Below are 22,664 nucleotides of genomic sequence, written 5' to 3'. Positions count from 1 at the left end.
CATAGTTATATAGAAATATAACTACATGTTTAGAAAGGAAATGATTATGACAGAACTTAAAGATCGATTACAAGTAGCTGATATAGAAAAATGGGATTTAACAGACATTTACCATACAATTGAAGATTGGGAAAGTGATTTTCATAAAATTGAAGTATTAACGAAGGAATTACACGAGTTTAATGGCAATATTCACGATGGCAATAGTTTATTAGCTTATTTAACGAAGAGTGAAGAAATTTCTAGCATAATATCTTTAATGTTCGCTTATGCACGATTACAATCTGACCTTGATACACGCGATACTGACGCGCAATCTCTTGTCGATAAAGTATCACAATTACACGTGAAAGTAAGTGCGGCGAAATCTTTCTTTTCCCCCTTCTTACTTAGCATAGACGAAAGCACATTACATTCTTACATAGAAGAAACAGAAGGCTTACAATATTATAAAGAAGACTTATTTGAATTATATCGGTATAAAAAACACGTATTGAATAAGGACCAAGAAGCAATTTTATCACAGATGGGTGAAGCTCTTTCTTCTCCACAGCACACATTTGGTATGTTAAACAATGCAGATATATTATTTGGTGAAGTGACGACTGACGATGGAGAAAAAGTGAACTTAACACGCGGAATGTATGCAAAGTTAATAGAAGATACGAATCGTGAAAAGCGTAAAGAAGCTTATAAAGCATATTACAAACCATATGTTCAGTTAAAGAATTCCATCGCATCTACTTTATCTGCTGCTATTAAAAATAATGTTACTGTTTCGAAGCTAAGAAACTATCCATCAGCGCTAGAGAAATCATTATTTGGCGATATGGTTCCGAAAGAAGTATATGAAAACCTAATTGATACAACGAAAAAAAACATTCAAACATTACATACATACAATGAAATTCGAAAAGAAAAATTAAACGTAGATGAACTAAGACAATACGACTTAGGCGTCGATTTAGTAGAAGGTGCAAAACAAGACATTCCATATAGTGAAGCATTTGACATTATGATTGCATCACTAGCTCCTTTAGGAGAAGAATATATTGAAACATTAAAAAGTTTTAAAGATAAAAGATATATAGACGTAAGGGAAACACCAGGAAAACGTTCTGGTGCTTATAACTTTGGTGTATATGGTGTTCACCCTTTCATTCTTTTAAATCATCACGATGATTTAAACAGCCTGTTCACTCTTACTCATGAATGCGGACACGGTATGCATACGCACTATTCACATGGATACCAACCACGAATTTCTGCACATTATTCTATCTTTGTCGCAGAAGTCGCTTCAACAGTAAATGAAGTGTTATTAATTCACTATTTATTAAAAGAAGCAAAAGAAACGAACGTACGTAACCATTTAGTTAACCATTTTATTGAGAAATTTAAAGGTACTTTCTTTACACAAATTATGTTTGCAGAATTTGAAAAAATCACACATGAAATGGCTGAACAAGGTAAACCATTAAATGCACAAGTATTCAGTGAAATTTATGAAAAGCTATTTAAAGAATATAACGGTGATTCACTTGTATTTGATGAAGAAGTAAAATACGGATGGGCTAGAATCCCTCATTTCTATCGCCCGTTTTACGTATACAAATATGCAACTGGATTCGCATCTGCCATTCAAATCGCTGATAAACTATTAAGCGGTGATCCGAATGCTCAGAAAAATTATATTGAATTCCTTAAAGGTGGAAGTTCAGACTACCCATTAAACTTATTGAAAAAAGCTGGCGTCGATTTAACAACGCCAGAACCGATTGAAAGTGCATTGAAACAATTCACTCAACTTGTTGAGGAGTTTTCAACATTATAAAAAGCATGCAGAGTATATGCTCTGCATGCTTTTTATTTGAATTACTCTATTCTATATACTGCTGCGTCACACAATGAATCATACCACCGTATGCATACAATTCGTTAACATATATACCGACAATTCTTCTCCCTGGAAATTGACCTTCAATGATTTGAAGCCCTAATTTATCATGTTCATCACCGTATATAGGTACCAATACAACTTCATTACCAATATAAAAATTCAAATATGAACCCTTACAGTCTGCTTCTTTTACCACTTTTCTTGTTACTGGTACTGGAATGAGCTGAAATGGCTTTCCATCTATATTTTTCGCTTGTCGCAATTCTTGATAATGCTTTTCGTACGCCTCCAAAAGGTATGGCTCTCCTTCACCGAAAGGATCATATTCATACAGTATCGTATTTTCATTTACAAACCGTGCCGCGCCATCAATATGATAATCCGTATCTTCATCATAATTATCTTCTCCGCGTATACCAGTTATCCATATAAAATTCGTTACTCCTAAATATTTCGTTAATTCTATTTCAATTTCTTTCTGACTTAGTGTAGGATTTCGATTTTCATTTATAATAGACGTTTTCGCCGCCATTAAGGTCCCGTTTCCGTTTATCTCAATTCCCCCGCCCTCTAGACAGACACTAGATTCAACTTTTGGAATGCGATACATTTCACTTATTTTATTCGGAATATTAGCGTCGTTTTCGTACGGATATTTATCTCCCCAACCATTAAATATCCAGTGCGTTAGGCAGCGATTCCCTTCCTTATCCGTTACAAAGATTGGTCCGTTATCTCTTATCCAAATATCATCAGTTTCTTGAATTAAGAAATCAATTTTATCCATATTTACATTAGCTTCCATTAACTTCGATTGGACATGTATTTTCTCTTCTTCATCACATACAACAATATGGACATTTTCTCCATAGTGAAGCTCCTTTGCCATCGATATCCAAATATCATCTAACTTAGCTCTATAACCTTCACCTCTATGTGCTTTATCATGTGGCCATTGGAGCCATGTACCTTCATGTTTCTCCCATTCCGCAGGCATATAATACAAACTATTTTCTATATTTCTCATACGTGTTCACCCCTTATATGAATGTATGTCCAGTCTATACTTTGACATCGTGTTAAGGTCAACAGGAATATATTCATTTACTTGTAGCAACTTTATAAGGTGACTCTTTATTTCTCCTTGTGATACACTACTTCTCCTTGTAAAACCGTCACTAAAACTTTCGCATTCGGAATCTTATCGGCACTCATTTTAGTAATATCTTCATTTAGTAATACCATATCAGCTGATTTGCCTACTTCAATCGAACCTGTAATGTTATCAAGACCTAGCGCTTTAGCTGGCTTAATTGTATAGGCATCAATAGCTGCGTATACATCAGACAAGCCCTTTTCATCAATGCTTAATGCATTTGAAATCGTCACAAGTGGATTCAGTTCGTTTACATCCCAATCACTACTAAGTGATACATTCGCACCGGTTTTCCAAATTCGCCCTAACGGCATAATTCGTTTCATTTGCTGATTTGTAAAATACGTACTTGCCCAGCTTTGTTTTGGATCTTCCGCAAAATCATGACCTACTTGAAAATCAGCGCTAATACCTAACTTAGCAAAACGATCTATATCACTATCTTCTACCATTTCCACATGCGTAAGTGTATAAGGCTGGTTTGCACCTTCTTTTTTCGCTGCTTCAATCGCATTTAAACTCTCTCTTACCCCAGCATCTCCAATTGTATGAATAAGTGCACCGTAACCAATTTTATTTAATTCGGTTAACCACCATTTCATTTTTTCTTCTGGAATATAATTCAACCCATACGGAGTTCCTGTAAACCATTCAAATTTATATTTTTCTAGTGTTTTAGCAGTGCTATTAATACTAATTCCATCACTATACATTTTCACTTGATTAATAAGCATACGGGATGACACATCATCACGCTTAATTTTTTTGAAATACTCCATTTGTTCTGCTTCGTTTAAATTTGGATATACCCATGGTCGAAGTACTACGCGTGACGTTAGCTTTTTTTCGTCATTTACTTTATTCCAAACGTCTAACCAGCCTCGCTTCCAATAAAGACGTCCATCACCAACTGTAGTAATACCATTCTTTGCAACCTCATCTAAACCGTCTAATAAACCTTCATAATTTTTTTCAAACAGATTTGGTTGAGAATTCCATGCTTTTTCCATCACGATATCTCCTGCTGTATCATAAAGAATACCAAACGGTTCTCCTGTCTCGGAATCCCGAATAATCCTTCCACCTTGTGGATCTTTTGTATCTTTATTTATTCCAGCTAACTCGAGTGCCTTTGAATTAACCCATACAGAATGGGAGGTTCTTTCCATAATTAATACTGGATTATTAGGAAATAACTCATCAAGAACTTGTAATGGGGTTTGTTGCTCTGATTTTTCGTCCATATCTTTTAACAACGCTTCCAAACTGAACCCCGTTCCACTTATCCATTCGCCATCTTTCACACCTTTTTTACAAGCCTTTAAATACGAGCGTTGTTTTTGCAGAGAAGCATCTGGTGAGACACTACAATTTCCTGCTGCTGGTGATTTTGCTTCAAATATATGATTATGATTGTCCACAAAACCAGGAAGGATAAAACGTCCTTGTAAATCCACCACTTTCGTATCTTCATTTATAAATTCCTCTACATCCTTGTTTGAACCAACAAATATAATTTTCCCCTCTTTAACGGCTACAGCCTCTACGATGTCTTGCTTTTCATTTGAAGTATAGATTGTACCATTTTTAAACACTACATTTTTAGGTAACTGACTTGGTAGTACAGCGCTACCACTCTCACCTTCTCCTACTCCAGCAGTACATGCGGAAATCCATACCATACTTAGAACGAGACAAATAATCATGATTGTTCTTCTCATATTCTCTCTCCTTTTTATTATGATAAATTGCTTTCATACATAGAATAAGGCTTGACATAATGTTAATGTCAATCCTTATTCTCATTCTATTTTCGTAACTAAAAAACAAATTTGTGTCACATACTCTTCTGCTAAACAATCACATTCAGGTCCCTTTATATAAACCTCATATGGCGAATTAATTATCACATACCCATTTCTTTCAATCCATTCTTCTAACGCTATATAAGCGTAACCTATATAGTCGTAACTTCCATAATGCATAGTAGTAACGATATGATGTGGACTTAGTTGTTTCATTTCATACTCTTGTGCTACGTCTTCATCATTCCCCTGCATAACCGGGATTCTTAATTCAATATCACTGTTACTTGGAATATATTCTTCATCATAAAAGACTGCAGATGGTGAACCGACTATTTGAAAATTATTTTTTTGTACCTCTTCATATAAGTCATAAAAATAATCATCCATATCATCTATATCTATTTTTACTCTTTGAGTAATTATCGTTACTTCATTCCTCATTCCCATTAATATATCGTAATTTCTATGACGAGCAATATTTAGACTACTATTCACCTTTACCATTTCATTCATTTCTGAAATAACCTGTAAATTTTGCTTCACTTCATGAGACAACTCGATAATTTGTGATTGTATATGTTGAACAAACGAATCTTGATCTGATGACTGCAAAACAATTTTAATTTTTGGAAGAGGAAATTTATACTCCCTTAACTTTTTGATTTTCAACGCTACTTCCAGCTGCTCTTGTTCATAATACCTATACCCATTAACCGGATTCACATATGCCGGTTTTAATATCTCCTCTTTGTCATAATGTCTTAACATCCGCGTACTCATTTTACAAATCCGAGAAAACTCAGCGATGGTATACATATCAATACTCCTTGAATAGATTTTCTTTTCATTACTTATTTATTAAAACCAATCAAAAATCTTCTTCATTGAAAAATCTTCATTCTGATTTTTTAATCTTCTCATTTTTGAAGGTAACAAATGGCTTGAACAATACCACGTTAAACAATTCATTGCGCCTCCCATTGTTGATATTTCTCCTACATGAATTTGAATAACTTGCTTCTCCGTATACTGTTGAATATATCGTAAAACTTCCTCATCTTTAGCTAGTCCAAACTTAGGAACATAAAGAGCATCACATGATTCTAACATATTTATATACAACCCTTTTGCTGATGCTATCTCTTGATCATATTGTCCTTTCTCTGTATATGATGAAGGAACAACTATAAATTCAGCTTCTGGCATTTGTTCTTGAATAATCTCTTGAACACTATATCTAAATTCATGATCCCCTAAAAAATCACTAATAAACATTGTATGTTCATCAATAAATTTAACCATTCCGTCTGCGTGTGCTAGTACATCCCCTTCTTCAGCAGGAATAATAATAACTCGGCTCACATCTAAATCCCATTCTAACTGCTCAATAATTTCCTCTTCTGTCCAATCATCGTTATCATCAAATATACGTTCTGTTAATATTACGGTATCTTTTTTATTCCAAATAAGATTACCACCATCTAATATTAATGGGGATTTCACATATTCAAAGTCATTCTTTTTCAACCATTTATTAAACTGTTGATCTAAATATCGCCCTTGATCATCTGGCAAATAATTTGGTCGATATTTAAATTTAACTAGATGATTTGTGACAACCGGTGCAACATCTCTTAGCCAAATATCATCATACTCAAAACAGCTCGTATGAAAGTCTTGTTCTTCAACAGATAAAGATATAAGTTGATCCGCAATTGATTTCTTTTCATTTAAACATTCATTAAAGTAAATCAAGTCTTCATAAAATGGTTGATAATATTCATTCGATTCGTCTGGTATTGCAGTAAAAATAATTCCATTATGTTTTTGTTCCATATTATTTACCTCGCTTTTTAATAGTAGTTACATAATTGATTTCACAAAGCCAACTAATCCTCAATTCATGTCTTTTTTATTCCAACTCATGCAACATGTACATTTCATGAATGGATTATAGCATGGAGGAATATTATATATTTATATAAAAAATATAAAGCTGACGTTAAGCCTTAAATTGACTCTTGACAAGTTTTTAAATAACCTATTTTAAAACAACAATAAATGATTAAATGATTTTTTTATCAAGATTCAAACCCATTACTTCTAATAGATCATTTTGATTATATAGATTCACCAAATGCGCTTCTACTCCTATACAAATTCCTTCTAGCGGAAGATCATTTGGATCCTGACCAAAGGGATCTTCAATTTCAACCCCTATTGCTTCAATACCTATGAATGCAAAACTTATAAACGTAGTCGCAAGTACTGTAAACCATCCGAGACTATCAACAAGACCAATCGGTAAAGTTGCACAAAATATAATCAATAAAATTTTTATATGAGCAAAATATGCAAAAGGAATAGGTGTTGTTTTGATACGATCACATCCACCCACAGATGTAAGTAACGTATTCAAATCTGTTTCCATACTAATTATCGCATTTGGATGAATTTGCCCCGTTTTCAAACCTTTTGATAGTATAGTTTTCAACATAAAAACTATACTAATCGGTAAATGATTGGACTCAACCAAAAATGCTTTTTCCTTCTCAGAACAGACAGCAAGCAATGATTTCACTTCAGATAAATCTTTTTCCTCTCTCAAGTGTCCTTTCGCTAACTTTGGAAATGCAATTAATAGATGTAAAAATTTTATTTTTTCCTGCTCCATACTCTTCCCTTTAGAATCCCAATGACACAAAAAACTAATTGCTAAATTTCTAGTACAAGCACCAATCGCGCCAAACAGCTTTCTACCTTCCCAGTACCGATCATAGGCAGTATTCGTACGAAACACTAATAGTAATCCTAAAGCTCCTCCGACGATTACCCAAGGAGTCTGATTTATATTTATTTCTGTATAGTAATAATTAATCACAGCTACTATCGTTGAAATACACGTATATAATACGATTTGTGGGAAAATATCTCTTATAATTGTCCCTTTTAATGTAAATATTTGATGTAAACTATTTTGATTATTGTAATGAACCATATTTACAAAAACCTCTTTCTCTATTAACCTTTTATTCTTTTAAATCATGAAAGTATACAATTAAATAATAGAATCATAAACCCTATCATTATGAGGCTGGTTAAGATTATTTCTTTCAATACCGTTACTCCTTTTTTGCAAAAAGATAAAATATCTTATTTAATTCAACAACAAATGTTTACTATTCTAAATCCCGACGCATCATTTTAGAATTCGCAATGAACAATGCACTAATTAATACAAAGATTGCACAGGCATATAACAATAAATCTAACGGACTATCGTGATCTATAATGATGAGACGCACAATAGCTGTTATACCTATATATATAAAATATCGTAATGGAAAATGAAAATTCATTTGAAAATACTTTATAATCATTACGATGAACTCGAAGTACAGAAAGAATACGACGATACTATCAATTAAATGATAACTAGATTCATTACCATCCAATTTCAGTTCTTGCATAAACTGAATGACTTCTTTCATAAGAAACACACTTAGAACAACCCCTAAGCAAATTAAAGCTACATTTAAAATGTACTGTAAAACGATAGGGAAATACGAAAACACTATTTTAAAATTCTTTAACACAAACATTTTTCTCCTTTACCATATAAAACGAAAAGCGAATATACACTACAATTCATTCATCATTATATTTAAATTTATTTTTATAAATAATAAGGAATGACAAAATAGGTAATAAGATTCCACCTATTTTGTCTATATAGCAGCACAACGAAATTACAATTAATTACTTCAATGCAATTGGTTGTTGTTGTGTCACACAATGTATCATACCGCCGTTTTTATACAACTCCCTCACATCAATACCGACTACTTTACGATCTGGGTATAACTTCTGAATCGTATCGTTTGCGATTTTATCATTCGGATCATTATAATTAGGCACTAATACAACTGTATTCCCAATATAATAATTGATATACGATCCCTTATAATCGAGAGTTTTTCCATTCTCTAAAGCAACCTTTTCTTTACTAAGCGGCAAGTATTCATACTTATATTTCTGTCCTGAAGCATTTTTGGCATCTAACAATGTATCCATATCTTTATTGGATAAACCCCATTCAGCTAGGTCATCTTCTTTCATCGTTACAATGGTAGATTTATTATGGAATTTAGCAAATCCATCAATATGAAAGTCCGTAATATCTAAATTAGGTACTCCGTCTAACCAAATAAAGTTTGATACCCCAAGATCACTTATATATTTTTCAATCTCCTTTTCTGATAAATCAGGATTTCTATTTTTATTCGTTACCGCACTTCGAGTTAATAACGCAGTCCCATTGCTGTCTAATTCAATTGCGCCGCCTTCAAGGACAAATTTCCCCCAATCAATTCTTTCAATTCCTGATTGTTTACTCACATTCTTACGTATTTGAGCATCATTTTTATAAGGTGTTTTCTTCCCCCAACCATTAAATGCTGGATCTAATATTTTGAGATTTTTATTGCTGTCATAAACAAAAATTGGTCCACTGTCCCTTGCCCATACATCATCAGTAGGCGCGATAAAGAAATCAATCTTCTCCATATTTAACCCTTCATCTGTTAAAAGGTTATTGATTCTTTCTTTTTCTTCCTGGTCATATGCAACAATGTGGACTTTCTCACCCTCAGTTAAAGCACTTGCCATCTTAACCCAAATAGGTTCAACTTCCTTCTTATACTCTTCACCATATGTGTATTCATGTGGCCATTGCAGCCATGTACCTTCATGTTTATCTTTTTCATCTGGCATCGTATATTTCCCAGCATTTTTCTGTACCTCTACTTTTTCCCCTTCTTTCCCTTTAACATTTTCATTGTTACCCTCAAAAGAGCATCCACTAATAATTGTTGTAGATAATGTAGCTATTAAACAAAACTTTATTGCTTTTTTCATTTTTTCAACCTCCTGTTCTTGTCTCCAATAATATAAAGCTTCACATAGTGTGAAGCTCAAGCTTTTTTATCAATGTAAAAATTACCAATTGTTCTTTGCATTACTTAGCATTTAACTACCTATTTAGATTTATTCATATGTCAATCACCTTTCTTACCTATTTATCCCGCTATTTATGTGCAGTAAGACCCTCACCTCAAAATTCAGCGGAAGCAAAAAAGTTAGGTGGGGGCCCTGCTGTCCGTAAAAGCCCGATTGATGAGGGCTTCTACTCAGTGGGGATGAACAAAGCCCCTCCACTGAATAAAGTTTCACTTTATTCAGTAAGTAAAACTTTACAAAATAAAAAAATCGGTATTGATAATTACATATCAATACCGATTTTTTATAATTATTTTCCTTCTATTAAATCATTCGCCATTTTCCTGAATTCTTGATTAAATGCGTCATTCATACCATTTTGGACGTTAGAAAATAATATGACAAACGTTCGTTTATCCCAGTTAAAATTATTAAAAGTGTTCCAGCCAGCTAATACACCGTGGTTATGATAATAATCTGGGTAAATATAGAAACTAAATCCATATTTTCTTGCAGGTGATGCAGAAAACATATCTGATACACTTTGTTTAGAAAGTAGTTTACCATCCATAATAGCTTCATCTAACTTTTTCATATCTTCAACAGTCGTATACATTTCACCACAACCATACAGCCAGTTCATTTTTAAGCGCGGCGTGGCTATTAACTTATTATCTTTTTTCGTATACCCTTCTGCTAAGAAAATATCTTCTGGAAGTGTTGCGCCCATTCCAGATTCATTCATTTCAACGGGAGTCAAAATATTTTCTTTCACATATTCAGCAAGTGGTTTATTCGATATTTTTTCTACAATATATGCAAGCACCATATAATTATAATCTGTATATTTCCATCCTGTCCCTGCTGGAAATTGTAACGTTTGTGCCCCAATCCACGTTACTAATTTTAACCGTGATGCTGCGTCAACACTACCTTGTCCCTGTTCTGGTAATCCAGACGTATGTGTTAACAAGTTTCGTAACGTAATATTTTTATCTGCTGGAAACGATGGGATATATTTATTTACATTGTCTTCAATGTTCAACTTCCCTTTTTCTTTTAGTTGCATAATAGATATTGCAACTACTGTTTTCGTAATAGACCCAATGCGATATTTCGTTCTTGGCGTTGTTAATACTTGATCTTTCACATTCGCATAACCGTAGCCTTTTCGTAAAATTACATGACCTTTACTTGCTACAAGAACACTCCCATTAAATCCTTTATCTTTTAAGTACTGATCTAGTTTTCCAGCTGCAATTTCATAACGCTTTTTCTCATTCGCATCAACTTCCTGCTTAACATCTTTTTGCTTACTATTTACATTAGAAAATGCCTTTGTATCATATTTTTTTCCTTTATTTGCATGTATTAGTGTAACAACACTTCCACAAAAAACAGCAAAAATAAAGAAAACGATTAACCATTTCTTTAACATACTAGGAACCCTCTTTTATCTAGTTTCACTTAACGTACATCCATTCTATTTTATATCTTTTAATTATCAAGTATATTATAATATTATTTAATATTCACTCTGTTAAAACTAGATTCCTTTTTCTCATTTTCAATTTTGACTACTCTCTATTGTATTTCTTTCTTGCAAAATTTCCAACATACAATCGGATGCATTACACTATAATTTCAAATTCTTTTGTAACATTTGTTACATACTAAAAAGAATGGAGATGTAATATGAAAAACACCGATAAACGCAATCGTTTAGATGATAAGATGTTTCATTATCGGATAACAAAAAAAAACATGGTATTAATTGAATATTACGGAAAACAGATTATGGTATTAAAAGGAAATGATGCTGAAAAATTTTTAAATAAAATAAATCATGCAAATAACGATAAAGAAAAACAGCTAATTATGGCTAAAATTACAGGTAATTTCAAAAGAGGTAATGAACGAAATTGAAAACGAATCTCATTTACATTTTGATTATACAACAAATAAAAAAGAAATGTCGCTCATTCAACATTTCTTTAGACTTTCTTCATAAAAAATTTACATTGCTAACATTCCTTCATTTTCTATACTTCCTATATAAGCTAACCGCTGAAATAGTTAGTAATACAACTATGCATAACCACGCATACGTATATCCCTTCTTATCTACAATATAACCAAATAAAGCAGGCGCAGCAATAATGGCAATTTGATTTAATGTAAGTGCAAAACTCACTGTCATCCCTACCGATTCTTCACTTGCTGATTCCGCAACTTCAGTTATGAAAAGGCTAAACCATCCAATTGCAAAGAACCCTAACAATGCACTTACACCATACAATACATTCGTTATTGTATGTATGCTCATTACTAATATTAGAATGAAGAAAATAGAAATACAAACAGTTATAAATAAGAGGGTACGCCTATTCCCCTTATAAAATAAATCACTAGTAGCTGCTAATATAACCCTACCAACCATTCCAGAAAAGAACATAACGGAAAATACTTTTCCAGCTAAAATTGGCGTGATTGATTGTTCCAATACTAAAAATTTTATAAAGTGCGCAACTAACACCATTTGCAATGAAATCATACAAATGCCAGTTATATAAATTGCATATAACTCTTTTTTACACATCACTTCTTTTAACTGCATCCAAAAAGAAAGTTTACTACGTTCTTGTTTAACTTTCTCTTGAATATATGGTTCCTTATAAAATATAAAAAATAAAAACCCTCCAATTATACAAATACATGCAATACTATTTACCGCATAGGCCATATTATATTTTATTGTAAGAAACGGGATCAATACTCCCGCTAATGTACCACCAATCGGTATACCGGCTTGTCTAATCCCCATCGCTAACCCGCGATTTTCTTTTGAGAACCACTTCATTATCACCTTACTTCCTCCTGGCTGCGAAACACTATAAAACGTTCCTACTAATAAAAGTACAAAGAGTAACCCATTAAATCCATTGACCATATTAGTCAGTAAAAACGAACCTCCTAGTAAAAATGAACTTATCGAAATTAACAACTTTTCATTGTATTGATCAAGTAGCCGCCCGACAAAAAGTATACAAAATAGCGGTCCTATATTTACAACACTTACTAACAATCCAATCTCCGTATTCGTAAGTGCATATTCTTCTTTCCAAAATAAAGCAAACGCTCCAACACCATACGTTATAAGTGTCGCTGTTGTTTGAGCAACCGTCGCAAAAATTAACATAACCCACTTATAAGTACTATTCACCCTTTCTTCCATTAACACAATAATCCCTCCATCCCCTTCCATTGTATGAAAGTTCTGATATCATATAAAATAAAGATTTATCATGTAATTCATCAAAAAAAATGATACCTTTTCTGGAGGGATGATACTTGGATATAAAAGATTTAACTGTATTTTACGAAGTTGCGAAAGAAAAAAACATATCTCACGCAGCTAAAAATTTAAACTATGTACAGTCTGGCGTAACAATGCGTATGAAACAACTAGAAAACGAATTAGGTGTGCCTTTATTTTACCGAAACGGAAAAGGTGTAACTTTAACTTCTAACGGTGAGATTTTATTAACATACGCCAAACAAATTATCTACTTAATGGATCAATCTGTTAAAGCAGTTCAAAGTAATGGGATCGAACCAAGAGGCACTTTAAAAATTGGATGTACAGAATCTACAACCGCTGTAAGACTTCCATCTATATTAACAGCCTATTATGAGAAATACTCAAAAGTCGAATTGATTTTAGAATCAAATACGACGGAACAATTGATTAGGCTTGTACTAGAACGAAAACTGGACGGAGCGTTTATAGCTGGCTCTACTCAGCATGCTGAACTTCATACAAATATATTTCGTGAAGAAGAATTAGTTCTCATTAGCAAAAAGCCTTTATCTTCCTTTAAAGACATAGGAGACATGAATTTACTTGCATTTAGTCATGGGTGCTATTATAGAAATTTATTAGAAGATTGGCTTCAAGAAGAAGGAATTTCACCTAAGCGAGTATTAGAGTTTGGAACAATTGAAGCGATTCTCGCATGTGTAAAATCAGGTATGGGCATAGCAATTATGATGAAGTCTATTTTAAGTGGTCATAAACATGACGTATCATTCAATCCTTTACCAAATAGCTTCAAAAAAGTTCCTACTACTTTTATTACTAGAAAAGATATATATCACTCTGCTGCATTACAAAAATTTATGGAGATGACTCACAATGCGTGAAAAGAAAATACGTGGTATAAACCGAAAAACAAACACTATGATAAAGCGAATTGAGGAACATACAAAAACGTTCCCTTCTACTTTCTATAACGATGAATATTGGAATATGCTATTGCCAGTTTCGCAAGCTTTTATTGACTCTCGTAAAACACCTAGAAAAGTAAAACGGTTATGTATTCAAACCTTATTAAATCAAGCAAATCATTTAATAAATATGAAACCGAGCGATACACATACATATCGAGTTGTTGTTTTGATTTCTATAAATAATTTGTGGGATTCGCAAATCATTATATTTAAAAATGAGGACTACTTTCATAATTTCTTTAATAGAGATAGTGAATTTCAAAAATGGATTCTTCTTTCAAATGAAATTGATTTTTGGGAGACATGGGAAATGTCAGTTTGTCATTCCTTCAAAACGCTTCACTTTCAAGAAATTATTTATGATGCAGATGAATGCTATGAAAAAGAGATTCTGTTTATCGGAGAGTTAGATTAAAAAGGGTATACCTAAAACACTGGTATACCCTTTTCCACTTATTTTTCCTTCAATACACTATGTAATCGATCCGGATAATTTGTAAACATTCCTGTAGCACCCCATTTGATTAACAGTCTCATATCTGGTTTCTCATTAATTGTATAAGGGTGAATTAACAGTCCATTTTTCCTAGCCATTTTCATATAGGACTCATCAATAATTAGTTCCCCGTTATCATTACGTAAGTTTGGTCCAATACCAGCTGCATACTTTTTAATTTCTTGAAAATCATCATTTGTTACACTTTTCGGTTCATGTGTAATGCCAGACCATTCAACAATTTCATTGTTTTCATTTGGATAATACCAAAGCAATTGAACTAACGGAATATTTTCATTCATACTATGAATCTTTTTCAAACTATCTTTACTAAATGATTGAATCATAACACGGCTAGAAGACATGTTTTGGCCTACTAAATTATATTTTTGTAACAACGCCAACAATTTCTCTTCCATTCCTGGATACACATCTGGTGATTTTGTTTCAATATAATACTTCATACTTCTTCCATACTTTTGGAAGATTTCTTCAAGAGTTGGAACCTTTTGCCCAACATACTCTTGCTTAGCCTTTTCTGGATACGCTTTATTAAACCATGATCCAGCATCTAAACTCTTTATTTCACTTAACGTTTTATTGCGTACTTCGCCTGTTCCATTTGTAGTGCGATCAACTGCTGTATCATGCATTGCAATTAATTGGCCATCCTTTGTTAATTGAATGTCTAACTCTAAATAATCCGCTTTCATTTTTTTCACTAAATCATAAGAAGCAAAAGTATGCTCAGGTGCATGTCCACTTGCTCCGCGATGTGCAATATTTAAAAGCTTATTCGTATTCCATTCATGCTTTCCTTCTGCTTTCGCATGAACAGCTCCCCCAGCAAAGATACTTCCAGTCATAAAGAAAATAACTAAAACGCTAATAATCTTTCTCATTCTTCTAACCCTTCCTACGTTGCAAATTTCAACAAGCTAATGAGATTTACACGAAACAGAAGACACACTTTCATTATTTTTATAAACCTATATTAAAATTCCAATCTTACAAATGTTTTCTATATTATTAATATAGAAAACTAGTATTATCCTATTTAATTTCTATAGCCCTCCTTTTCACATGTAACTCCCTATTTTGTACGGTTCATTCAATAAAAAAAGCCATAAATTATTTAGAATACACTCCTGTGTCCCTAAATAAATTTATGGCTTTTCTCAAATATCTCCGGCCTCTATTAACTTGTCGAATTTAATCATATCAAACCTATTGAAATTTGTGAATATTTTTTTCAGTACAGTGAAGCGCATAAAACAATATTTCTTTAGTTACTTAAAAATCACATAATAAATTTCTCATTACCTCTTCCAATACTATATCTGGATTTACTACCGTTTTTTCCGAACGCCATCCGATAAAGCCATCTGGTCTAATTAATACAGCACCTCCATTCTCTATACCATATAATTTGCTAAAAATATCTTCTGGAGCAATAAAGTCTCCACTTAAGCCAACACGATACCCTTTTATATGTATTCCTAATTTAGCTGAAACAGTATGTGCTGCCTCAGCCCAAGAACTATTTTCTACTCCTGTAAGTAATACAAAACTGTTACCGAATAAGTCTAATGTAGAAACTTTCTTCCCTTCATACGTTCCCCATAAATGTGGCGCTCGCGTTCCAGGTCTTCCGTTCAACTCTATGCTATCCATTCTATGTGGAGTGACTGAATTATCTATAATCGCCTCTGAACAATACTGATATCCAACTGTAACAGCTAAACCATCCATATTATTCAAACTGCCTTTCTCTCTCTTCGCAGCACGAAACAGTAAACTACTTGCATAAGCTGTCGTTAATTTTGCAACAGAGTGTCTCTCTTCATGATATGTTTCTAACAATTTTGGTTTTGCCTTCCCTTTTATAACAGCCGCTAATTTCCAAGCTAAGTTATGCGCATCTTGTATTCCTGTATTTGAACCAAATCCGCCTGTTGGCGGCATAATATGTGCTGAATCTCCAACTAGAAAGACTCGATTTCCTTGAAATTTCATTGCTGTACTTTCGGCCGCTTCCCACGGTAAAACACTTAATATTTCTGACTCAACATTTGTACTTCCAATTGCTATTTCAATAATTTGTTTACAACGTTCCATCGTGAAATCCTCTGGTCCCTCTCCTTTTAATGGATCGTAGGCTACATGGTAAATCCATTTTTTCACGTTATCTACTGGGATCAGTGCACCAAGAACCTCTGGATGAAGTACCATAGAAAAACCGAATGCGTCTCCTTGTATAAACTCACTTAAGTCTGCTTCAAAATAAATATTCATATAATAGCCACCAATGGTTCCACGCCCCTCAGTTTTAATCCCTAACTGCTCACGTATTTTACTTTTCACTCCATCTGCTGCAATTACATAGTCACAATGTATGACACTTTCTTTTTCTGTTTCACGATTTCGAATCTTTGCTTTTACCCCGTTTTTATTTTGTTCAAATGAAACTAATTCATGATAAAAAGATAGTTGCCCGCCTAATGTTTTCGCTTCTTGTAACATCATCTCTTCTAAAATAATTTGATAACACGCAGTTTGTTTTGATGGACTAATCTTTTCTATTTTTTGAAGTAACTCTTCATCGTTTCCGTATTGTGTCGCTCTCATTTGTTCCAATTCTTCTTTATTCGCCTCAGCTATTGTATAAACCGCTATTCTTCCTCGGCAGTTCTCTAATGCTTTACCTGCCAATTTAATTCTTTTTTCCAAGCCTAATTCTCGAAATAACTCCATTGTACGTAAAGTAAGACCGCCTGCTTTCGGATGAATGGCAGTAGACGGATGCCTTTCAATAAGTAAGTACTCAATGTTATGTTTTGCAAGAAATAACGCAGACGCTAACCCAGATAATCCCCCTCCAACAATTAAAACTGGTACATAATTCGATTTCATATATTTCCCCTCCAAATCATTGTTCTGAGCTCAGTGACATAAATATAATCAAAAAAAACATTAAAATATAGACTTATATTTCATTTTGAATTATCATATAGATAGATTACGCCCCAAAATTCCTTTTACCTTTTCATACATCTATAATCCACCTGAATTGTGTCTGTATGAAAGTGTAAAACAAAAGAACGTACTTTACGTTGAACCATGTTCTATCGTAAAATTCAAAAATAATACAAACATTATAAGCGGTCGTAACCTTATGGATTATACAAGGTTACGACCGCTTATTTTATTGTTACATCATTTTTTGTTTTTAAAACCTCATCTATTGTGTTATGTAGTCCTTCCAATCCCTTTTCTATCTCCCTATAATTTTCAACAATAAAAAATTCATTCGTCTCGATTTTCTTTCTCAATATTGCACCTCATACAACAATCATGTAGCATTACCGTATCGAAGTAATGGTTCATCATCTTAAACCTTTCGACTAATTACCTGGAGGCAAAGTGATTGAAATGAATAAACAAGAACAATTAAATATTATAAAAAAAGATTTTATTGATTCTCAAAAAGTATTATTGGCAATTGGTGATGAAACGCGTCAAGCTATTTTATTAGTGCTAATGGAAACGGAATGTCAAACAGGATTACGTGTAGGAGAAATCACGAAGCAAACACACCTTTCCCGTCCAGCAGTATCACATCACCTTAAGATTTTACGAGAAGCTGGCATTATTTTAATGAGAAAAGAAGGTACAAAGAATTTTTATTATATTGATATACGTACAAAATTAGGTTTATTAAAAAATCTTGTATTAGATATTGAGAAGCTATTGCAAAACTTTTATTAAAACTTGGAGGTATAAGAAATGAAAGCAATGATAATTGATAGATATGGAAAAGTCCCAATGCGTATGGCAGAGGTACCTACTCCTGAAATAAATGAGTATGAAGTGCTCGCAGAAATTCATGCAGCTAGCATTAACCCAATTGATTTTAAAATACGCGACGGAAAAGTAAAAATGTTACTGAAATATGAAATGCCCCTAATCCTTGGTAACGACTTTGCCGGTGTCATCACGAAGGTTGGATCAAAAGTAACTCGTTTTAAAGTTGGTGATGAAATATATGCTCGTCCAAGAAAAAATAAGATTGGTACTTTCGCGGAGTATATAGCCATTCATGAAGATGATATAGCTTTAAAACCGAAAAATTTAAGTTTTGAGGAAGCTGCTTCGATTCCACTCGTTGGCTTAACATCATATCAAGCATTACATGACATCATGCAATTACAAAAAGGACAAAAGATTTTAATTCACGCCGGATCCGGTGGTGTTGGTACTTTCGCTATTCAGCTAGCAAAAATAATGGGTGCCATTGTTACAACGACTGCTAGTGAAGCTGGTGCGAATTTAGTAACGTCTCTTGGCGCAGATGAAATTATTAATTACAAAACAGAGAAATTTGAAGATATACTAAAAAATTATGATGCCGTATTTGATACAATCGGCGGTGCAACACTTGAAAAATCATTCAATATTATAAAAAGGGGAGGAAACATTGTTTCCGTTTCAGGCATGCCGAATGCTCGCTTCGGTAAAGAATTTGGTTCAGGATTCTTTAAAACTCTCTTATTTTCATTAGCCAGCAAAAAACTTACTGCACTTGAAAAAAAGCATAATGCTCAATATTCATTTTTATTTATGAAGCCAAGCGGGGATCAATTACGTACTATTGCAAACTATATTGAAGCCGGAAAAATTAAACCGGTAATCGATCGAGTTTTCCCTTTTGAAGATGCGCAAAAAGCAATGGAATATTCAGAGTCTGGAAGAGCAAAAGGAAAAATAATTGTAAAAATTAAATAATAATAAAACCTCCATTTTCTTAAAATGGAGGTTTTAAATTTGCTGTTAAATAGACATAGTGCAATGAAGTCCTTACAATAGATTGCAAGGGGAAATATTATATTATACTTTTAGTTAACTTTACAAAGAATACATACGTACAAATACATAACTTAAAATACAAAAAGGAGGAGATACAATGACTAAAAATAATGAAACAGGTTGGAATTTAGATAATAGTTATACGACTTTACCACAATCATTTTATACAGAAATCCCCCCTACTCCCGTAAGTTCACCGGAGTTAGTTAAACTAAACCATTCATTAGCGATATCTCTTGGCTTGACCCCTGAAGAACTGAAAAAGGAAGCTGAAATTGCTATTTTCGCTGGTAATGCACTCCCAGAAGGAGCTCATCCATTAGCTCAAGCATATGCTGGTCATCAATTCGGACATTTTAATATGTTAGGCGACGGTCGTGCTCTTTTAATTGGCGAACAAATTACTCCTTCAGGTGAGCGTTTCGATATTCAACTGAAAGGTTCTGGCCCTACTCCCTATTCACGCCGAGGAGATGGCCGTGCTGCACTCGGTCCGATGCTACGTGAATATATTATTAGCGAAGCAATGTATGCACTCGATATTCCAACTACCCGCAGTTTAGCAGTTGTCACAACCGGTGAACCAACCTATCGTGAAACAAAGTTACCTGGAGCAATTTTAACTAGAGTAGCTAGTAGCCATATTCGCGTCGGTACATTTCAATATGCTGCAGCTCGTGGTTCAATAGAGGACCTGAAATCACTAGCTGACTATACGATAAAAAGGCATTACCCAGAAATTGAATCTCATGAAAACCGATATACTGCATTACTACAAGAAGTCATTAAAAGACAAGCCAGTCTTATCGCAAAATGGCAACTTGTTGGATTTATTCATGGCGTAATGAACACTGACAATATAACGATCAGTGGCGAAACAATTGATTACGGTCCTTGTGCATTTATGGACAATTACGACCAAGGAACTGTATTTAGCTCTATTGACACACAAGGTCGTTATGCATATGGAAATCAACCATATATGGCCGCATGGGATCTAGCACGACTAGCTGAATCTTTAATACCAATTCTGCACGAAGATGAAGAAGAAGCATTAAAAATCGCTCAAGACGAAATTTCGAAATTTAGCGTACAGTATGAAAAACAGTGGTTCCTTGGAATGAAAAAGAAATTAGGACTATTTAGCAACGAAGAACAAGATCACTCACTTATTGAGCAACTTTTAAAAATGATGGAGAAATATAAAGCGGATTACACAAATACATTCCGTTCATTAACTCTTGATGCTATCGAAAATACAGCTCTATTTGAAAGTCCTGAATTTAAAGAATGGTACAAACTGTGGCAATCTCGATTAGACAGACAAGAACAATCGAAAGAAAACGCCTACGAGATGATGAAAAATAATAACCCATCAATCATCCCGAGGAACCACCGTGTAGAAGAAGCATTAGAAGCAGCTGTTACAAATGACGACTATAGCGTAATGGAGAAACTTCTTGAAGCTTTATCAAACCCTTATGCGTATTCTACAGATCAAGAAGAATACTGCGCTCCGCCTGCACCGACGAATCGCCCTTATCGTACTTTTTGTGGCACTTGATTAAAAATTTGTTTTTATTTTAACCCAAAAATTTATTAAGTTAACTATTAATCACAAACTTAAAAGTTGCTTTCAATATTGAAAGCAACACATTTAGTATCCAACCTTAAACAAGTCACAAATTATAATTTGTGACTTGTTTAATTACCCACGTTCAATAGAAGATTTGTTTTGCAGGCATCGTTGTATCTTCAGAGACAGCATATGGATTTTCATTAGGTTTTATAATTATAAACGTTCCACCATATCCACTTTGAGCTAATTTATTACAAAGACCTTCTACCATAAAACCCCATAACTCCAGCTGCTATTCCCATTATAGATAATCCAAGTTTTTTCTTTATTTCAATGCTTCTTTTTCAAGTATTCTCTTTTTTATTTCATAACTCATAAAAAAATACTTTTCTGCTTTTTCTAAATTACCTACTTTATGAAACTCTAATGCCAGACTTTCAGTATATTCGTGAATATACTCCGATAAATTTTTTCTTTCAAAGTAAGAAAAACCTTCGAGAATAATTTTTTCTATTTTTTCTACCTCTAAATGCTGACAAAATCCCTTTAGAATTAAAAAGTGATATCTATATTCATCATTTTTTAATTCCTCACAAACCTTCAATCCACTTTCAATTAATTCCTTCGCTTTTTCTATTTCACCTAATTTATAATATTCTCTTGCCTCTAAAAAGATTGCCTTATAATGAGTAGGCATTTTTTTAGAAACCTCAGATAAGTGTCTAATTGCTAAAACTGAAAGATTTTGACTCGCATACAATAAACCTAAATTATGTCTGATTCTTAATACTAACATTTCAGCATCATTTTTTTGTAAAATGTTTATTGCTGACGCAATATATTCCTCACCTTTATCATGCTGCTTTAATTCCGAAAAAGATAATCCTAATATATTTTCGCACAGCGCTATGTTCACTTCATACCCTGCTTGTTTAACAAAGATATCTCTTGCTTTTGAAGCGTATTCAATAGCTGAATATGCGTAATGCAAGTGGTATTTTAATATAGCAACTCTATAATTAAACTCTGCATATTCAATTTCATCTGAAATATGCTCTAATAACCCTTCAGCTTTTTCAAAATAGTTGCTAGCTTCACTATAATTAGTAAGAATTGTATAATGAATGGCTTTGAATAAATAATAATAATAATTAGAATATTCATCATTTGGTTTAGGCAATGCATCTATTTTATCAAAAGCTTTTTTCAAATTACCTAAACCAACTATTAACACTTTATATCGAAATTCTAACAGATAATAGTGAAATGAAACCTTTACATCTGATTCGATAATATAAAGCTTTTTATCGATCTCCCCTTTTAATTTTTTTGCTTCACTTATACGTTGAGCTCTAATATCTCGATACCAATCATTCAGCATCTTAGTAATTAATTCATTGCCAGTGATTTGTATATTCATCAAATCCACTCTCCTTCTTTTAATTATCATAAAAATAACATAATTCGATTATTTATATCTATCTATATATATATTTCTCAACAATTGAACGAAATTCATTCACTGAATTTCGTTCAATATTTTAATAAATCCGCTGTAAATATGAATACTT

21 protein-coding genes are annotated in these 22,664 nt (G+C 33.2%); 7 read left to right on the top strand and 14 right to left on the bottom strand.

The features are described 5' to 3' along the window. Nucleotides 1-46 precede the first annotated feature (46 nt). Nucleotides 47-1,834 (top strand): oligoendopeptidase F, encoded by a 1,788-nt coding sequence (gene pepF / locus ACUN13_RS25780; protein ID WP_000137535.1) that lies wholly within the window; start codon nucleotides 47-49, stop codon nucleotides 1,832-1,834. Between the two features lie 46 nt (nucleotides 1,835-1,880). On the opposite strand, the gene ACUN13_RS25775 is transcribed toward pepF, so the two are convergent. The 8 genes from ACUN13_RS25775 to ACUN13_RS25740 form a co-directional block, all read right to left on the bottom strand. Then, on the bottom strand, nucleotides 1,881-2,927 hold the full coding sequence (locus ACUN13_RS25775) for an agmatine deiminase family protein (protein ID WP_409532514.1): 1,047 nt from the start codon (nucleotides 2,925-2,927) through the stop codon (nucleotides 1,881-1,883). A gap of 107 nt (nucleotides 2,928-3,034) precedes the next feature. After that, nucleotides 3,035-4,777, bottom strand: a complete 1,743-nt coding sequence (locus ACUN13_RS25770; protein ID WP_001254972.1) for an amidohydrolase — start codon at nucleotides 4,775-4,777, stop codon at nucleotides 3,035-3,037. An 81-nt stretch (nucleotides 4,778-4,858) separates the two neighbouring features. Beyond that, nucleotides 4,859-5,680 (bottom strand): MerR family transcriptional regulator, encoded by an 822-nt coding sequence (locus ACUN13_RS25765; RefSeq protein WP_000287978.1) that lies wholly within the window; start codon nucleotides 5,678-5,680, stop codon nucleotides 4,859-4,861. Nucleotides 5,681-5,722: 42 nt separating this feature from the next. Next, nucleotides 5,723-6,700, bottom strand: coding sequence for an agmatine deiminase family protein (locus ACUN13_RS25760; protein WP_445424015.1), 978 nt, complete (start codon nucleotides 6,698-6,700; stop codon nucleotides 5,723-5,725). Nucleotides 6,701-6,929: 229 nt separating this feature from the next. Next, nucleotides 6,930-7,862 (bottom strand): bestrophin family protein, encoded by a 933-nt coding sequence (locus ACUN13_RS25755; RefSeq protein WP_000233820.1) that lies wholly within the window; start codon nucleotides 7,860-7,862, stop codon nucleotides 6,930-6,932. A gap of 181 nt (nucleotides 7,863-8,043) precedes the next feature. Then, nucleotides 8,044-8,460 (bottom strand): phosphate-starvation-inducible protein PsiE, encoded by a 417-nt coding sequence (gene psiE / locus ACUN13_RS25750; RefSeq protein WP_000916574.1) that lies wholly within the window; start codon nucleotides 8,458-8,460, stop codon nucleotides 8,044-8,046. A 163-nt stretch (nucleotides 8,461-8,623) separates the two neighbouring features. Further along, nucleotides 8,624-9,781, bottom strand: a complete 1,158-nt coding sequence (locus ACUN13_RS25745) for an agmatine deiminase family protein (protein WP_000709178.1) — start codon at nucleotides 9,779-9,781, stop codon at nucleotides 8,624-8,626. 391 nt (nucleotides 9,782-10,172) lie between these two features. After that, entirely contained in the window at nucleotides 10,173-11,300 is a 1,128-nt protein-coding gene (locus ACUN13_RS25740) for a serine hydrolase domain-containing protein (RefSeq protein WP_134207868.1), read from the bottom strand. A gap of 257 nt (nucleotides 11,301-11,557) precedes the next feature. Here ACUN13_RS25740 and ACUN13_RS25735 point away from each other — a divergent pair, with 257 nt between their 5' ends. Next, a complete protein-coding gene (locus ACUN13_RS25735; RefSeq protein ID WP_174766965.1) occupies nucleotides 11,558-11,788 on the top strand; it encodes a hypothetical protein in 231 nt (76 codons plus the stop codon). Nucleotides 11,789-11,897: 109 nt separating this feature from the next. Here the strand turns inward: ACUN13_RS25735 and ACUN13_RS25730 are convergent, their stop codons facing one another. Then, nucleotides 11,898-13,127 (bottom strand): MFS transporter, encoded by a 1,230-nt coding sequence (locus tag ACUN13_RS25730; RefSeq protein ID WP_033689829.1) that lies wholly within the window; start codon nucleotides 13,125-13,127, stop codon nucleotides 11,898-11,900. 86 nt (nucleotides 13,128-13,213) lie between these two features. On the opposite strand from ACUN13_RS25730, the gene ACUN13_RS25725 reads away from it, so the two are divergent. Next, nucleotides 13,214-14,065 (top strand): LysR family transcriptional regulator, encoded by an 852-nt coding sequence (locus tag ACUN13_RS25725; RefSeq protein ID WP_000351693.1) that lies wholly within the window; start codon nucleotides 13,214-13,216, stop codon nucleotides 14,063-14,065. Continuing rightward, on the top strand, nucleotides 14,058-14,567 hold the full coding sequence (locus ACUN13_RS25720) for a DUF3916 domain-containing protein (RefSeq protein WP_001208320.1): 510 nt from the start codon (nucleotides 14,058-14,060) through the stop codon (nucleotides 14,565-14,567). Before ACUN13_RS25725 ends, ACUN13_RS25720 begins: the two co-directional genes overlap by 8 nt. Nucleotides 14,568-14,605: 38 nt before the next feature. Here the strand turns inward: ACUN13_RS25720 and ACUN13_RS25715 are convergent, their stop codons facing one another. From ACUN13_RS25715 to ACUN13_RS25705, 3 genes are all read right to left on the bottom strand, one after another. Beyond that, nucleotides 14,606-15,550 carry a glycerophosphodiester phosphodiesterase gene (locus ACUN13_RS25715; protein WP_001226350.1) on the bottom strand — a complete coding sequence of 315 codons (945 nt, stop codon included), beginning with the start codon at nucleotides 15,548-15,550 and terminating at the stop codon, nucleotides 14,606-14,608. Between the two features lie 391 nt (nucleotides 15,551-15,941). Further along, nucleotides 15,942-17,561, bottom strand: coding sequence for an FAD-dependent oxidoreductase (locus ACUN13_RS25710; protein WP_409532513.1), 1,620 nt, complete (start codon nucleotides 17,559-17,561; stop codon nucleotides 15,942-15,944). Between the two features lie 287 nt (nucleotides 17,562-17,848). Beyond that, nucleotides 17,849-17,980, bottom strand: coding sequence for a hypothetical protein (locus ACUN13_RS25705; protein WP_001227549.1), 132 nt, complete (start codon nucleotides 17,978-17,980; stop codon nucleotides 17,849-17,851). A gap of 91 nt (nucleotides 17,981-18,071) precedes the next feature. On the opposite strand from ACUN13_RS25705, the gene ACUN13_RS25700 reads away from it, so the two are divergent. The 3 genes from ACUN13_RS25700 to ACUN13_RS25690 all read left to right on the top strand — a co-directional run bounded on the left by ACUN13_RS25700 (nucleotide 18,072) and on the right by ACUN13_RS25690 (nucleotide 21,078). After that, nucleotides 18,072-18,416: an ArsR/SmtB family transcription factor gene (locus ACUN13_RS25700; RefSeq protein WP_000571870.1), complete on the top strand. Its 345-nt coding sequence runs from the start codon at nucleotides 18,072-18,074 to the stop codon at nucleotides 18,414-18,416. A gap of 18 nt (nucleotides 18,417-18,434) precedes the next feature. Then, on the top strand, nucleotides 18,435-19,433 hold the full coding sequence (locus ACUN13_RS25695) for an NADP-dependent oxidoreductase (RefSeq protein WP_000646438.1): 999 nt from the start codon (nucleotides 18,435-18,437) through the stop codon (nucleotides 19,431-19,433). A 178-nt stretch (nucleotides 19,434-19,611) separates the two neighbouring features. Next, complete coding sequence (locus ACUN13_RS25690; protein WP_088346236.1) at nucleotides 19,612-21,078, top strand: protein adenylyltransferase SelO; 1,467 nt, start codon at nucleotides 19,612-19,614, stop codon at nucleotides 21,076-21,078. 154 nt (nucleotides 21,079-21,232) lie between these two features. On the opposite strand, the gene ACUN13_RS25685 is transcribed toward ACUN13_RS25690, so the two are convergent. Beyond that, on the bottom strand, nucleotides 21,233-21,364 hold the full coding sequence (locus tag ACUN13_RS25685; RefSeq protein ID WP_000229167.1) for a hypothetical protein: 132 nt from the start codon (nucleotides 21,362-21,364) through the stop codon (nucleotides 21,233-21,235). A 54-nt stretch (nucleotides 21,365-21,418) separates the two neighbouring features. Continuing rightward, nucleotides 21,419-22,513, bottom strand: coding sequence for a response regulator aspartate phosphatase (locus ACUN13_RS25680; RefSeq protein ID WP_409532512.1), 1,095 nt, complete (start codon nucleotides 22,511-22,513; stop codon nucleotides 21,419-21,421). Nucleotides 22,514-22,664: the final 151 nt, after the last annotated feature.

The organism is Bacillus cereus group sp. Bce041 (assembly GCF_052646455.1).
Note: the sequence above shows the minus strand (reverse complement) of the source record. Positions and strands in the feature narration are given on the sequence as shown.